Below are 14,504 nucleotides of genomic sequence, written 5' to 3'. Positions count from 1 at the left end.
AATACCACTGCGGGGAGTTGCGCCGGGAAGCCCTCGGGTATTAGTTTCGAATCCATACTTATTGGAGGCGAGGATGCCCGAGCGGGGAGCTGGCGAGGCCGTTGGGCGCGGCGGTTCGCCAGGCGTCGACCAGACGGCGGTTCGGCGGCCCAACCTCGCGCGGGTGCTCGACGAGATCCGGCGCGCAGGCGTGGCCTCGCGAGCGGAGATCGCCGCGCGCAGCGGGCTGACCAAGGCGACGGTGTCCAACCTGGCCGCGGATCTGCTCGACCGCGGCCTGATCCGGGAGAGCGGGCTTCGGCGCGACGGCGCGGTCGGCCGCCCCGGGCGCTCGCTGGAACTCGACGGCGCCGCGATCACCGCACTCGGACTTGAGATCAACTCGAAGTACCTGGCCGCGCGGGGAACCGACCTCGCCGGTCGGGTCGTCGTGCAGCGGCGCCTCGGATTCGACGCCACCCACGCCAGCCCGGAAAGCACCATCGATCGGCTGGCCGCGCTGGCCCGCGACGCCATCGCGGAGCTGTCGAACGCGGCATCGGGGCGAGCGGGCGCGTTCCTCGCCGGGATCGCGGTCGCGGTGCCCGGTCTGGTGGACGTCCCGGCCGGGAAGGTGCGCTACGCGCCGAACCTGGAGTGGCGCGCCATCCCGATCGCCGAGGCGCTGCGGTACCGGCTGGACCGCACCGACGTGCCGATCGTGGTGGACAACGAGGCCAACCTCTCCGCACTGGCGGAACTGCACGGCACCCCGGACGCCGCCACCGACCTCGTCTACCTCACCGGCGAGGTCGGCATCGGCGCGGGCCTGATCACCGACGGCCGACTGCTGCGCGGATCCGGCGGTTTCAGCGGCGAAATCGGCCACATCCCGGTCGATCCCGAAGGGCAGACCTGCGGCTGCGGACGCCGCGGCTGCCTGGAAACCAAGATCGGCCTGCGCGCCGTGCTGCAAGCGGCGGCACCGGATCTCGCCGACGACGAGTGCGATCCCCAAGAACAGGCGCACGCGCTGCTGCAACGCGCCGAGAGCGGCGGCCCGCAGGCGCTGGCCGGTCTGGACGAGGTCGGTCGGTGGTTGGGCATCGGGATCTCCGTGCTGGTCAACCTGCTCAATCCGGCCGCGGTGGTGCTCGGCGGCTACCTCGGCACGGTCGCGCCCTACCTGGTGCCGACCGCGATGCGGGAACTGCGGGCGCGAGCCGTCGCCGGGGATGCCGCGACCTGCCGCATCACCGCCTCCACCTTCGGGTTCACGGCCGCGGTGCGCGGCGCCACCAGCATCGTCATCGAGGAGGTCCTGCAGAACCCGCTGCGCATTCCCGTCAGCGGCGCGCCGACTGACCTGGCCACCCAACACATCGGTCCTCAATAGGCATTGGTCCTTGATGGACAGTCACGCAAGTCCGACAACACTAGGAGAATCCGCCATGAATGACTACTCCCCGACCCGTGCGGACAAGTTCTCGTTCGGGCTGTGGACGATCGGCTACCGAGGCCGCGACCCCTTCGGCGAGGCCACCCGCGCCGAACTGGATCCGGTCGAGGCGGTCCACAAGCTCGCCGAGCTGGGCGCGTGGGGCATCACCTTCCACGACGACGACCTGGTGCCCTTCGGTTCCGCCGACGCCGAGCGGACCCGGATCATCTCCCGCTTCCGCGCCGCGCTGGACGAAACCGGCGTGGTCGTGCCGATGGTCACCACGAACCTGTTCAGCCACCCGGTGTTCAAGGACGGCGCGCTGACCGCCAACGACCGGGACGTGCGGCGCTTCGCGCTGCGCAAGGTGCTGCGCAACATCGAGCTGGCCGCCGAACTGGGCGCGAAGACGTTCGTCGCCTGGGGCGGCCGGGAAGGCGCCGAGACGGACGCGGCCAAGGACGTCCGGGTGGCGCTGGACCGCTACAAGGAAGGCATCGACCTCGTCTGCGAATACATCCGGGAGCGCGGCTACGACCTGCGGCTGGCCCTGGAGCCCAAGCCCAACGAGCCGCGCGGCGACATCCTGCTGCCGACGGTCGGGCACGCGCTGGCGTTCATCGAGCGGCTGGAACACCCCGAGATGGTCGGCGTCAACCCCGAGGTCGGGCACGAGCAGATGGCCGGGCTCAACTTCGTGCAGGGCATCGCCCAGGCGCTCTGGTCGAACAAGCTGTTCCACATCGACCTCAACGGCCAGCACGGCATCAAGTACGACCAGGACCTGCGCTTCGGCGCCGGGGACGTCAAGAACGCCTTCTTCCTGGTCGACCTGCTGGAGTCGGCGGGCTACGACGGTCCGCGGCACTTCGACTTCAAACCGGCGCGCACCGAGGACTACGACGGGGTCTGGGCCTCGGCGGCCGGATGCATGCGCAACTACCTGATCCTCAAGGAGCGGGCCGCCGCGTTCCGCGCCGATCCGCGCGTCAAGGAGGCGCTCGAAGCGTCGCGGGTCAACGAGCTGGCCACCCCCACGCTCGCCACCGGCGAGACGGCCGCCGCCCTGCTCGCCGACGACGACTTCGACGTCGAGGCGGCCGCGGCGCGCGGAATGCACTACGAGCGCCTCGACCAGCTCGCCCTGGACCACCTGATGGGCGTCCCGGCTCGGTGACACCCGCGTCGGTTCCGCTCGCGGCGAGGGGTGCGAGCGGAACCGGCCCCCTCGTTGGTGTGCGTGCCGATTTCGCGCGAAATCGCCCCCGAGGCTCCCGGAGAACGCCAGTGGGCGAGGTGCGAGAGTGGGCCAACCGGCTGGCGCCGCTTCAAGGACAGCCGCTCAACACAAGACCAGAAGACATTCGGCCCGGTCGGCACCACCGACCGGGCCAGCTGATCGCGGAGGTAGGTCCACAGTGCTGGTATTGGGTGTCGACTCCTCGACGCAATCCACCAAAGCCCTGGTCGTCGACGCCGACAGCGGTCAGGTCGTCGCCGAGGCCAGGAGTTCGCACCCGGACGGGACCGAAGTCGACCCCTGGGCCTGGTGGCGGGCCGGACAGGACGCCATCGCATGCGCGGTCGCGCAGGCCCCGGGCCGGGTCGAAGGCATCGCGGTGGGCGGTCAACAGCACGGCATGGTGGCTCTGGACTCCTCCGGTGAGCCGGTGCGGGACGCGTTGCTGTGGAACGACACCAGGTCCGCGCCGCAGGCACGCGCGCTGATCCAACGGCACGGGGCGGATGTGCTGGCCAGCCGGACCGGCCTGGTGCCGGTCGCCAGCTTCACCATCACCAAACTCGCCTGGCTCGCCGAGCACGAGCCGCAGCACGCCGACCGGGTGGACCAGGTGCTGCTGCCCCACGACTGGCTCAACTGGCTGATCGCCGGACGTCCGGAACGCGCCACCACCGATCGGGGCGACGCTTCGGGCACCGGCTACTTCAGCCCCACCACCGGCGACTGGCTGCCGGACCTGCTCAGCGACGCCATGGGCGGCCGGTCTCCGCGATTGCCCGAAATCCTCGGCCCCGCCGAACAAGCCGGGCAGGCGACGCTGCCGGGCCTGGAGGGCGCGGTGCTGGGCGTCGGCACCGGCGACAACATGGCCGGAGCGCTCGGGCTGTCCGCGGGCCCCGGTGATGTCATCGTTTCGCTGGGCACCTCCGGAGCCGTCTCGGCCGTCGCCGAGCACCCCAGCGTCGACGAAACCGGGATCGTGGCGGGATTCTGCGACGCCACCGGACGCTACCTGCCGCTGGTGTGCACCCTGAACGCCGCGCGGGTGCTCAGCTCCACCGCGGGCATGCTCGGCACCGACCTGGCCGGACTGGACCGGCTCGCGCTGGACGCCGCAGCCGGTTCCGGTGGATTGACCCTGCTGCCCTACCTGGAAGGCGAGCGGACCCCCAACCTCCCCGAGGCGACCGGCACCCTAGTCGGGTTGACCGGGGCGAACATGACCCCGGAGAACCTCGCCCGAGCAGCGGTCGAAGGCATGCTGTGCGGGATGGCCGACGCCATCCAGGCGTTGCGGGACACCGGCGTCGAAATCCGCCGGGTCCTGCTGATCGGCGGAGCCGCGCAGTCCTCGGCCGTCCAGGCGATCGCGCCATCGCTGTTCGGCGCGGACGTGGACATCCCCGAGCCAGCGGAATACGTCGCGCTGGGCGCGGCCAGGCAAGCCGCCTGGGCGTGCTCCGGCACAGCCGAACCTCCACAGTGGACACTTCGCGCCGCGAGGCACGAGGTGACCGCCGCCGACGAGGGCGCCGAGGTCCGGGAGAACTACGCGCGGGCCCGCCGCCAGATCCACGGGTTCTGACCGGCGTTCGCGGCGAAGCTGTCCCGCTCGCCGGCTCCGCAGTACCTTGACCAGGCGCGGAACGCTCCGGCAGTCGCTGGAGCGACGCGATCCGACACCGATCCCCCGGCCGGGGGCGGTTCGGGAAGGAGTCCTGGGTGAAGAGGCCGACGATCATCGACATCGCGCGCGAGGTCGGCGTCTCGAAAGCCGCCGTCTCCTACGCGCTCAACGGCCGGGCCGGGGTTTCGGCGCAGACCCGGGACCGGATCCTCGACGTCGCGGCCTCGATGGGCTGGCGGGCCAGCAGCGCGGCGCGGGCGCTGTCCAACGACCGGGCGGCCAGCGTCGGGATCGTGCTCGCCCGGTCTCCGGAGGATCTGCGCACCGAGCCGTTCTTCATGCAGATCGTGACCGGTCTGGAGCAAACGCTTTCGGTGCACGGGTTTTCCGTGCAGTTCGCGTTGACCGCCGACACCGACACCGAGCTGGCCACCTATCGACGGTGGTGGGCGGAGCGGCGGGTGGACGGCGTGCTGGCGACCGATCTCCGGGTGTCCGACCCGCGTCCGGCGGTGCTGCGCGACCTGGGCACGCCCGCGGTGTTCTTCGGCACCGCCGAGACGATGGCGGGCATCCCGGTGATGCGGGTGGACGATGCCGACGTGGTCACCAGCGCGATCGAGCACCTCACCGGGCTCGGACATCGGCGGATCGGACACGTGCAGGGCCCGCTGGATCTGCGGCACACGGTTCGGCGCGGCGAAGTGCTGCAACTCATCGCCCGCGAGTCGCCCGGTCTCACGGTGACCCACGCACCGGGCGATTACACCGAAGAGGGCGGTGTGCGGGCCACCCGTCGCCTGCTGGCGGCGCGCAATCCCCCGACCGCGATCATCTACGACAACGACGTGATGGCGGTCGCGGCGGTGGTGCACGCCGCGGAACTCGGCGTGCGGGTACCCGAGGAGCTTTCCGTGCTGGCCTGGGACGACTCCATGCTGTGCCGCGTGGTGCGGCCCGCCGTCTCGGCCTTCGCGCACAACATCGTCGCGGATGCGGCCACCGCGGCGCGAATGCTGCTGGAGCTCATCGAAACCGGCGTGGCCGACGATGCGGCGCTGACGCCGCGGCGGCTGGTACCGCGCGCGAGCACCGCAACCGCGCCCACCCGGCGGCGATCAACGTAACGACATGATTACAGCGAGTTCCGGGTCTTCTGATTAACCGGTTAAGTGCCTAGCTTGAGTCGCGAGCCCAACGACGGGCTCCGTTGACCCGACGAGGTGTCGTTTCGTGTTCAAACGCTCACTCGCGGCGCTGTCGTTGACCGCGGCAGTGATCGCCGGCGCCCTCACCGGCTGCGCGACCACGGCCGAAGACGACAACACGATCACTTACTGGGCGAGCAACCAGGGCAAGAACGCCGAGCAGGACATGGAATTCCTCAGCGCTGAACTGGCCCAGTTCACCGCCACGACCGGCATCAAGGTCAACGTGGAAGTCGTCTCCTGGTCCGACCTGCTCAACCGGATCCTCGGTGCGGCGACCTCCGGGGTTGGCCCCGACGTGGTGAACCTGGGCAACACCTGGGCCGCATCACTGCAGGCGACCGGCGCGTTCGTGCCGTTCGACGACGCGCTGATGGACCGCTTCGGCGGCCGGGAACGCTTCCTGGACAGCAGCATGAGCTCCACCGGGATGGCGGGCCAGGTGCCGACCTCGCTGCCGCTGTACGGGCTGTCCTACGGCCTGTTCTACAACAAGAAGTTGTTCGCCGAAGCCGGGATCACCGAGCCGCCCGAGACCTGGCAGGAGTTCCTCGACACCGCCGAGCGGCTCACCGATCCGGCGCGCGACCGCTGGGGTCTGACGACCGCGGGCGCCAGCTACACCGAGAACGCGCACTTCGCCTTCATGTTCAGCCGCCAACACGGCACGCACCTCATCGACGAGCAGGGCGAACCCAACTTCGCCTCACCCGAGGCGGTCGCGGGCGTGCAGCGCTACCTCGACCTGATGGGCACGCAGCGGGTGGTGTCCCCCGACGATGCCGAAGAAGGCACCTCCAACGGTGCTGCCGAGGACTTCACCGACAACCAGGCCGGGATGCTGATCGCGCAGAACAGCGTCATCGCCACGCTGCACGACAACGGCATGACGGAGGACGACTACGGCATCGTGCGGTTGCCGGTGCCCGATCCGCTGCCCAGCGGCGGGCGAGAGGTGCGCAGCTTCGTCGCCGGTTCGAACATCGCGGTGTTCGCCAACAGCCCGCGCCGGGAAAAGGCGCTCGAACTGGTCGAGTTCCTCACCAGCAAGGACGTCCAGGCGTCGTTGAACAAGAAGTACGGAACTCTGCCGGTGGTCAAGGACGCCCACGACGACCCGGCCTTCCTCACCCCGAAGAACCAGGTGTTCCGCGACGTGTTGGCGAACTCGGCCGAAACGGTGCCGATGATCCCCAACGAAGCCCAATTCGAGACGACGATCGGCTCGGCGATGCGGGACCTGTTCGCAACCATCGCGACCGGACAACAGGTCAGCACGGAAGACGTGCGAGCCGCATTGGCCGAAGCAGAGCAGAAGATGCGAGGAACAGGCGGTTGACTGGTCCCTGTCCTAAAGGGCGGGGATTGCTTTCGGTCTCGCGGCCGAAGGTTCCTGCTTCCTAGCCGACTGCCCCGTCCGGGAGGACTCCCGTTGAGGTCTTACACCAGCTCCACAGGCCGACACCGCCAGCCCGGCGGCCAAAATGTTGCGCGCGGCGTTGACGTCGCGATCATGTGTCGTGCTGCATCCGGTGCAGGTCCAGGTACGCACGTTCAGCGGCATCGAGTCGACGAGTTTCCCGCATGCCGAGCACGTTTTGCTGGACGGGAACCAGCGGTCGACCGCGATCACCTCGCGGCCGTACCAGGCGGCTTTGTATTCCAGCATCGACCGGAACTCACTCCACGACGCGTCACTGATCGCCCGCGCGAGCTTGCCGTTTTTGATCATGTTGCGGACTTGCAAATCTTCGATCACGACCACTTGGTTATCGCGGACGAGTCGAGTGGTGACCTTGTGCAGGTGATCCCGGCGCCGATCGGTGATCCGCGCGTGCACACGGGCCACCTTCCAGCGGGCCTTCTCCCGGTTGTTCGAGCCCTTCTGTTTGCGGGCGAGTTCCCGCTGCGCCTTCACCAGACGGGCACGGTCCCGGCGCTCGTGCTTCGGGTTGGTGATCTTCTCGCCGGTCGACAGCGTGACCAGCGAGTCCAGTCCGGCGTCCACACCTACACGCCGATCGGTGGGGGCATGCTGTTCCACCGTGGTTCCCACGAGGATCGATACGAACCACCGCCCCGCGCTATCCCGCGACACCGTGACAGTCGATGGTTCCGTACCCTCGGGAAGCGGCCGGGACCACACGATCGCCAGCGGCTCCCGCATTTTCGCCAGCGTCAGCTGGCCGTCCCGGTAGCGGAACGCGGAGCGGGTGTACTCCGCCGACGCCTTCGATTTCTTGCGGGACTTGAAACGCGGATACTTGGCGCGTTTGTCGAAGAACGCTGTAAACGCGCCTTGCAGGTGCCGCAACGTTTGCTGCAACGGAACCGACGACACCTCACACAGGAACGCCAACTCATCCGACTTCTTCCACTCGGTGAGCAGCGCCGACGTTTCAACGTAGTTCACGCGGCGTTGTTCCCGGTACCACACGCGGGTCCGGGCATCCAAGGCGAGGTTGTAGACCTTGCGGACGCAACCGAAAGTGCGAGACAGCTCCGCCGCCTGCTCCCCGGTGGGATAGAAGCGGTACTTGTACGCCCGCCTCACCAACATCCCGGCCACCCCGCACACACTACAGTGACGACATGTGATGCCGATCTTCGGACTGGATGGGGCCAGCACGCCCTAGCGGGCGCTGGCACTCCGGATCGGCTTCCTCCCCGGCTAAAGCCTGAGGGTTTCCGCCGATTGGAGTTCCGATGACCAGCACCGCTACCCCGACGCGCCCGCGATCGCGGCCCGAACTCCCACGGCAGCGCCGCAAGTGGACGCCGAGCAAGCAGGCACTGCCGTACCTGCTCATCGCTCCCGCGCTGCTCTTCGAACTGCTGGTGCACCTGGTGCCGATGCTCGGCGGGCTGTGGATGAGCCTGCTCCAACTGACCCAGTTCCACCTCCGGAACTGGATCAGCGCACCGTTCGCCGGGCTGGACAACTTCGCCTTCGCGCTGAACTTCAACAGCGCGGTCGGCGTGGAACTGCTGCGCTCGTTCGGCATCACCGCCGCGTTCGCGATCCTCACCGTCGCGCTGTCCTGGACCTTGGGCGTCTTCGCGGCGACGCTGCTGCAACGGGCCTTCCCCGGCCGGGCGGTGCTGCGCACCCTGTTCCTGGTGCCCTACGCGCTGCCGGTCTACACCGCGGTGATGATCTGGAAGTTCATGCTCAACCGCAGCGACGGCATGGTCAACACCGTGCTGGGCGACCTAGGGTTCAACGACGGCACCTTCTGGCTGTTGGGCGACAACGCCTTCGGCGCCACCGTGATCACCGCGGCTTGGCGGCTGTGGCCCTTCGCGTTCCTCGTGCTGATGGCCGGGATGCAGTCGATTCCCGACGACGTCTACGAATCGGCCACAATGGACGGTGCCGGGGTGTGGCAGCAGTTCCACTCGATCACCCTTCCGATGCTGCGCCCGGTGAACCAGGTGCTGGTGCTGGTGCTCTTCCTGTGGACGTTCAACGACTTCAACGTGCCGTACACGTTGTTCGACCAGTCGGTGCCGTCGTCGGCGAACGTGCTGTCCATCCACATCTACAACAGTTCGTTCCTCACCTGGAACTTCGGTCTGGGATCGGCGATGTCCACGCTCCTGTTGCTGTCGCTGCTGGTGATCACCGGTGGCTACCTCGCGTTCACGTCGCGGAGGGTGAAGAATGGTTGAGCCGCGCTGGTACCGCATCGTCCGGGTGGTCGGGCTGATCTTCCTCACGCTGTTCACCGTGCTGCCGCTGTACGTCATGGTGACCTCCGCGATGAAGCCGCTGTCCGACGTGCAGGACGAGTTCAAGTGGCTGCCGACGAACATCACGTTCGAGCCGTTCATCGACATGTGGTCCACGATCTCGCTGGCCGACTACTTCGTGCACAGCGCGGTGGTGTCGCTGGGCGCGGCGGCGCTGTCGCTGGTGATCGCGGTGTTCGCCGCGTACGCGATCAGCAGGTTCAACTTCCGCGGGCGCAACGCGTTCCGCATCGTCGTGCTGTCCACCCAGATGTTCCCCGGAATCCTGTTCCTGCTCCCGCTCTACCTGCTCTACGCCACGATCGGCCAGGCGACCGGCATCGTCCTCTACGGTAGCCAACTCGGCCTGATCATCACCTACCTGACGTTCTCGCTGCCGTTCTCGGTCTGGATGCTGGTCGGCTACTTCGACTCCATCCCGAAGGACATGGACGAGGCGGCGCTGATCGACGGGGCGAGTCCGGTGGGCGCGCTGCTGCGGGTGGTGCTGCCCGCGGCGCGGCCGGGGATCGCCGCGGTGGGCATCTACGCGTTCATGACCGCGTGGAGTGAGAGCCTGTTCGCCTCGATCATGACCGACTCCGATTCCCGTACCCTGGCCGTCGGGCTGCGCGAGTACTCCACCCAGACCTCGGTGTACTGGAACGAGGTGATGGCGGCATCGCTGGTCGTCAGCATTCCGGTAGTCGTCGGATTCCTGCTCCTCCAGCGGTACCTGGTAAGGGGCTTCACCGCGGGCGCGGTCAAGTGACCAGTTGAGGAAAGGGCTCTGATGCGACGGAATTCCGCCAAGGTGGCGGTGGCGGGCGTCCCGGCCGTCTGGCTCGGTGCCAACTTCTGGTCACGCACCGGCGGGCCGCTGATGTGGCGGAACTACTCCCCGCAGGTCGTGCGCGAAGAGCTGCGGGTGCTGCACGAACACGGCCTGCGGCAGACGCGTTCGTTCTTCTACTGGCCCGATTTCATGCCCGCGCCGGACACCGTCGACGAGTCGAAGGTCGAGCACTTCGCCGATTTCCTGGACGCGCACCAGGAGATCGGGATGTCGTCGATCCCGACCTTCATCGTCGGCCACATGTCCGGCGACAACTGGGATCCGGCCTGGCGGGACGGCCGCGACCTCTACGCCGATGTCTGGCTGGTGTCCAAGCAGGCGTGGTTCGTGCAGCGGATGACCGAGCGATTCGCCGCGCACCCGGCGGTCGAGGCCTGGCTGATCAGCAACGAGATGCCGATCTACGGTCGGCTCCGGCACGAGCCGAAGGCACCGACCGAACACGTCACCAGCTGGGCGCAGCTGGTGGTGCAGGCGGTGCGGGCCGGTGGCGGGCACCAGCCGGTGTCGCTGGGCGACGGCGCCTGGGGCATCGAGGTCACCGGCGTCGACAACGGGTTCTCGGTTCGCGAGACCGGCGCGCTGGTGGACTTCGTCGGGCCGCACGTGTACCGGATCGACAGCGATCCGATCCGGCAACACCTGAACGCCGCCTTCATCTGCGAACTGTCCGCGGTGGCGGGCAAACCGGTGGTGTTGGAGGAGTTCGGCCTCTCCAGCGACCAGGTCTCGCCGGAGAACGCCGGGCACTACTACCGGCAGACCCTGCACAACTCGCTGCTGGCCGGTTCGACCGGCTGGGTGGCGTGGAACAACACCGACTACGACAACTTGATCGAGCAGGGCCCGTACTCGCACCACCCGTTCGAAATGCACTTCGGGATCACCGACAACGCGGGCAACCCGAAGCCGCCATTGCACGAGCTGGCCGCGTTCGCCGACGTGCTATCCACTGTGGACTTCGCGCGGTGCGCGCGCACCGACGCGCAGGCGGCCCTGGTGGTCACCGAGTACTTGGAGCGCGGTTATCCGTTCAGCCAGGACGACGACCGGCCGATCATCTTCGACTCGTTGCAGCAGGCCTACGTGGCCGCGCGCGAGGCCGATCTGCCGGTCGGATTCACCCGGGAACGCGACGGCATCGACCCGGACTGCGCGCTGTACCTGCTGCCCTGCGTGAAGCAGATCCAGGGGCCGACCTGGCAGCGGCTGCGCGAGCGGGTGGCCGACGGCGCGGTGCTGTACCTGTCCTACACCGCAGGCGAGGTCGGGCACCACCGGCAGCCGTGGATCCCGTACTTCGACGAGACCTTCGGGGTGGCGAAGCAGATCACCTACGGCGTCGTCGACGAGGTGGTGGACGATGTCGTCGAGTTCACCTTCGCCACCGACTTCGGAGGCATCGCCGCTGGTGAGGTGCTGCGCTTCCGGGTCAGCGGCAACGAGCACGGCCGGGCGTACCTGCCGGTTCGGCCAGCCGGTGCGACCGTGGTGGCCACCGACGCGCAAGGTCGGCCCGCCTTGCTGCGCCACTCGACCGGCCGCGGCGAGGCCGTCCTGTGCGCTTATCCGATCGAGTACTTCGCCGCGCGCAGCGCGCGGATCAACCCGGAGGACACCTACCGGATCTACGCGGCACTCGCGGAGCTCGCCGGTGTGCGGCGGGCCATCGCGGTCGACGACCCACTGGTGTTCGCCGACCTGCTGGAGCACGAGGACGGACGGCGATTCGCCTGGCTGGTCAGCCAGCACGATCGGGAAGTCACGACAACACCGATCGCGGAGGGCTGTTCGCTGCACGACACCAAGACCGGCGAACCCATCACCGAGATCACGCTGCCCGCCTACGGCGTCAAGGTCGTCGAGGTGCGGGACACGCCGTGAGCGGTCCAGAACCGGTCGCCACCCCGCTCCCAGGGACGGGAGCGGGTGCAGCGAGGGGCCTGCTCCGCGGCTCGAATCAGGCCCCTCACGTCAGTGGATGCGAATCAGCTCCAGGGGCCCGTGATGGCGAAGACGTAGCCCGGGGTCTGGATGTTGGCGAACAGGATCTGGCCGTCCTGGCTGAAGGTCGGGCCGGTGAACTCGCTGTCGTTGAGCTCGTTGCGCGCCATCGGATAGGCCTCGCCGCCCTCGGTGACACCGACGAGGTGGCTCAGCCCTTCCCCGTCCTCGGCGAGGATCAGACCGCCGTACGGCGACACCGTGATGTTGTCCGGGCCGTCGTAGTTGGTGTCCTTGTCCGGGTCCGGGTTGACGCCGAAGATGGTCTTGAGCGTGATCGTCTCGCTGCGCGGGTCGTAGAACCACACCTGACCGTCGTGCTCGTTGACGCTGCCGTCGTCACTGCGGGCGTAGCTCGCGACGAAGTACGCGCCGCCGTTGTCCCAGTAGGCGCCTTCCAGCTTGTGGCTGCGGGTCACCTGCCCCTCTTCGAACTGCTGGCGCACCGACACGGTCTTCGCGTCCCGGTCGGGCACGTCGACCCAGCGGACCTTGTACTTGGTGCCCGGCTGGGTCGCCTCGGACAGGTCGTTGATGTGCTTGCTCCCCTTGGAGCAGCTCATCGCCTGCAGCTGGCCCGCCGTGTCGCCGCCCTCGCTGAGCGCCAGCTCCCGCAGCGCGCCCTTGCCACCGCGGAAACCCTTCGGCGGGACCCAACGGAAGTACAGACCGTTCGGTTCGCCAGCGTCCTCGGTCAGGTAGATCGCGGACGTCTTCGGGTCGACGGCCACCGCTTCATGCGAATAGCGGCCGAGGAACTTCAGCGGGATCGGCTCCAGGTTGGCATCGCGGTCGAACGCGTCGACCTCGAACACGTAACCGTGGTCCTTCTGGAACTCGCCACCGGCGCGCTCTTCGGTCTCCTCACAGGACAGCCACGTGCCCCATGGGGTAAACCCGCCCGCGCAGTTCTGGACCGTCCCAGCGAGGCTGACGTACTCGCTCACCCGGTTGCCGTCTCGGTCCACGACGATGTTGGTGGTGCCGCCGCGCGCGCCGGGGTCGTAGGTCAGCCCCGGCAGCGCGGGCACGCCGTAAGGCTCGTCACCGCCGATCTCGTGGTTGTTCACCAGGACGAAACCCGGCCCGTCGCGGAAGCACGCCGTGCCGTCCGCGTCACTCGGCGTCAGTTCCCCGGTCTCCAGCTTCGTCACGCCGGCCTGCGCGACGATCTTGTACCCGAAGTCGGGCGGCAGCGCCAGCAGCCCAGCAGGGTCCGGGACCAGCGCGCCGTACCCCGCCTGGCGAGCGACCTGTGCCGCCGCGGTGGGCGCGGCGATCGCGCTCACGCTGCCGCCGACGATGATGCCCAGACTGCCTGCCGCGCCAGTGCGCAGCAGGTCACGCCGGTTTAATGAAGAAGCCACGGAAGCCCTCCTAGCTCAGTGCACCGGAGAGCGATCCAACGCGCCCTCGCCGACTCCGACGGAGCCCGCGAACAACGCGCAGGCGAACGGTGGGCAAACCCTGGACGAGCAGGTCCTAATTGGCCAGTTCCGGTCAGTTGTCGGATAGGCCCCATGTGCGGAGGCTTGCTGAGGATCACGGCAAGAACCCCGAACCGCAAGGCCGATGGTCAGCCGTGCGCACGGTCCCGGATGGTTCCCTTCACTTCGCCTGCACCGGGAGGGTCGCGCCGGGGATCTCGTACTCGTCGCGCCTGCCGCACATGCCGTAGCCGCCGATGCGCGACGGTGTTGCCACGCGGACCTGCGCCTCGACGAGGTGCGCCGAGTTCCCCTCCGCCAGCGCGTCCAACTGGGCACCGGTCCGCTGCGCAGCGGCCAGCGCGCCGTCGCGCCACCTCGGCACCCAGTCCGCGATCTTGGGCGCGACCAGTGCCGCCGCGGCGCGGTAGAACGCGCGCAGCGGCTCGCTGTCCCCGTCCTGCAATGCTTTTCGCAGCGTCAGGTAACCCGACACCGCGAGATCCCGGCGACGCCGCGCCGCGTTTTCCGCCGCCGAGCCCTCCTTGGCCGGTAGCGCGGCGGCTTCGGCGTAGGCCCGCGGATCGGCGAGGACATCGGCCGGGAAGGTGAACACCGCATCGCCTGCTTCCGGCAGACCGCTGTTCTGCATCAGCACGGTCACCTGGAGATCTTCGCGCTGCACCATCCGGTGCACCGAGCCCGGCGTGAACCACGCGATCACCCCGGGCTCCAGCGGAGTTTCCCGGTAACCATCGGCGGTCAACGTCTGCACCGCGCCCCGACCGCCGGTGACCACGTAGGCCTCGGTGCAGACCAGGTGGACGTGCGGGCTGCCGCCGCAAACGTCGTCGGCCGCGCGCCAGTCGTAGGCGCGCAGGTGCGAAACCCCGACCGCGCCGGGCATCGGAAACGGATAGGTCATGCTCGCCTCCTGGCTGTGACGGGTCGGGGTGGGGGGGGGGGGGGGTGGGCGCCTACCCTCGG

The 14,504-nt window shown here is 68.5% G+C and carries 11 protein-coding genes; 8 read left to right on the top strand and 3 right to left on the bottom strand.

All coding sequences use genetic code 11. The annotated features are described in order from the left end of the window. Window positions 1-73 precede the first annotated feature (73 nt). From ACTWQN_RS36700 to ACTWQN_RS36680, 5 genes are all read left to right on the top strand, one after another. A complete protein-coding gene (locus ACTWQN_RS36700; RefSeq protein ID WP_443208279.1) occupies window positions 74-1,375 on the top strand; it encodes an ROK family protein in 1,302 nt (433 codons plus the stop codon). A gap of 55 nt (window positions 1,376-1,430) precedes the next feature. Continuing rightward, window positions 1,431-2,597, top strand: coding sequence for a xylose isomerase (xylA, locus tag ACTWQN_RS36695; protein WP_443208278.1), 1,167 nt, complete (start codon window positions 1,431-1,433; stop codon window positions 2,595-2,597). 241 nt (window positions 2,598-2,838) lie between these two features. Further along, a complete protein-coding gene (xylB, locus tag ACTWQN_RS36690) occupies window positions 2,839-4,248 on the top strand; it encodes a xylulokinase (RefSeq protein ID WP_443208277.1) in 1,410 nt (469 codons plus the stop codon). Between the two features lie 137 nt (window positions 4,249-4,385). Continuing rightward, window positions 4,386-5,417, top strand: a complete 1,032-nt coding sequence (locus tag ACTWQN_RS36685) for a LacI family DNA-binding transcriptional regulator (protein WP_443208276.1) — start codon at window positions 4,386-4,388, stop codon at window positions 5,415-5,417. A gap of 106 nt (window positions 5,418-5,523) precedes the next feature. Beyond that, window positions 5,524-6,837, top strand: coding sequence for an extracellular solute-binding protein (locus ACTWQN_RS36680; RefSeq protein WP_443208275.1), 1,314 nt, complete (start codon window positions 5,524-5,526; stop codon window positions 6,835-6,837). A 12-nt stretch (window positions 6,838-6,849) separates the two neighbouring features. On the opposite strand, the gene ACTWQN_RS36675 is transcribed toward ACTWQN_RS36680, so the two are convergent. Continuing rightward, a complete protein-coding gene (locus ACTWQN_RS36675) occupies window positions 6,850-8,058 on the bottom strand; it encodes an RNA-guided endonuclease InsQ/TnpB family protein (RefSeq protein WP_443208311.1) in 1,209 nt (402 codons plus the stop codon). Window positions 8,059-8,204: 146 nt separating this feature from the next. Between ACTWQN_RS36675 and ACTWQN_RS36670 the strand changes: the two genes are divergently transcribed. The 3 genes from ACTWQN_RS36670 to ACTWQN_RS36660 are packed head-to-tail and all read left to right on the top strand — an operon-like array spanning window position 8,205 to window position 11,970. Then, window positions 8,205-9,170, top strand: a complete 966-nt coding sequence (locus tag ACTWQN_RS36670; RefSeq protein WP_443208274.1) for a carbohydrate ABC transporter permease — start codon at window positions 8,205-8,207, stop codon at window positions 9,168-9,170. Beyond that, a complete protein-coding gene (locus tag ACTWQN_RS36665) occupies window positions 9,163-10,002 on the top strand; it encodes a carbohydrate ABC transporter permease (protein WP_443208273.1) in 840 nt (279 codons plus the stop codon). The genes ACTWQN_RS36670 and ACTWQN_RS36665 overlap by 8 nt, the downstream gene beginning before the upstream one ends. Before the next feature lie 21 nt (window positions 10,003-10,023). Beyond that, window positions 10,024-11,970, top strand: coding sequence for a cellulase family glycosylhydrolase (locus tag ACTWQN_RS36660; RefSeq protein WP_443208272.1), 1,947 nt, complete (start codon window positions 10,024-10,026; stop codon window positions 11,968-11,970). 104 nt (window positions 11,971-12,074) lie between these two features. On the opposite strand, the gene ACTWQN_RS36655 is transcribed toward ACTWQN_RS36660, so the two are convergent. After that, window positions 12,075-13,457: an alkaline phosphatase PhoX gene (locus ACTWQN_RS36655; protein ID WP_443208271.1), complete on the bottom strand. Its 1,383-nt coding sequence runs from the start codon at window positions 13,455-13,457 to the stop codon at window positions 12,075-12,077. A gap of 241 nt (window positions 13,458-13,698) precedes the next feature. Next, window positions 13,699-14,442 (bottom strand): cupin domain-containing protein, encoded by a 744-nt coding sequence (locus ACTWQN_RS36650; protein WP_443208270.1) that lies wholly within the window; start codon window positions 14,440-14,442, stop codon window positions 13,699-13,701. Between the last annotated feature and the right edge of the window lie 62 nt (window positions 14,443-14,504).

The organism is Saccharopolyspora antiqui (genome assembly GCF_052246905.1).
GTDB lineage: Bacteria > Actinomycetota > Actinomycetes > Mycobacteriales > Pseudonocardiaceae > Saccharopolyspora.
This window is presented reverse-complemented; position numbering and strand designations above follow the sequence as displayed.

Excerpts from the sequence above, each read along its gene's own strand:
- ACTWQN_RS36700 (WP_443208279.1), top strand. The coding sequence starts at position 74 with ATGCCCGAGCGGGGAGCTGGCGAGGCCGTTGGGCGCGGCGGTTCGCCA.
- xylA (WP_443208278.1), top strand. The coding sequence starts at position 1,431 with ATGAATGACTACTCCCCGACCCGTGCGGACAAGTTCTCGTTCGGGCTG.
- ACTWQN_RS36675 (WP_443208311.1), bottom strand. The coding sequence starts at position 8,058 with ATGTTGGTGAGGCGGGCGTACAAGTACCGCTTCTATCCCACCGGGGAG.
- ACTWQN_RS36670 (WP_443208274.1), top strand. The coding sequence starts at position 8,205 with ATGACCAGCACCGCTACCCCGACGCGCCCGCGATCGCGGCCCGAACTC.
- ACTWQN_RS36665 (WP_443208273.1), top strand. The coding sequence starts at position 9,163 with ATGGTTGAGCCGCGCTGGTACCGCATCGTCCGGGTGGTCGGGCTGATC.
- ACTWQN_RS36660 (WP_443208272.1), top strand. The coding sequence starts at position 10,024 with ATGCGACGGAATTCCGCCAAGGTGGCGGTGGCGGGCGTCCCGGCCGTC.
- ACTWQN_RS36650 (WP_443208270.1), bottom strand. The coding sequence starts at position 14,442 with ATGACCTATCCGTTTCCGATGCCCGGCGCGGTCGGGGTTTCGCACCTG.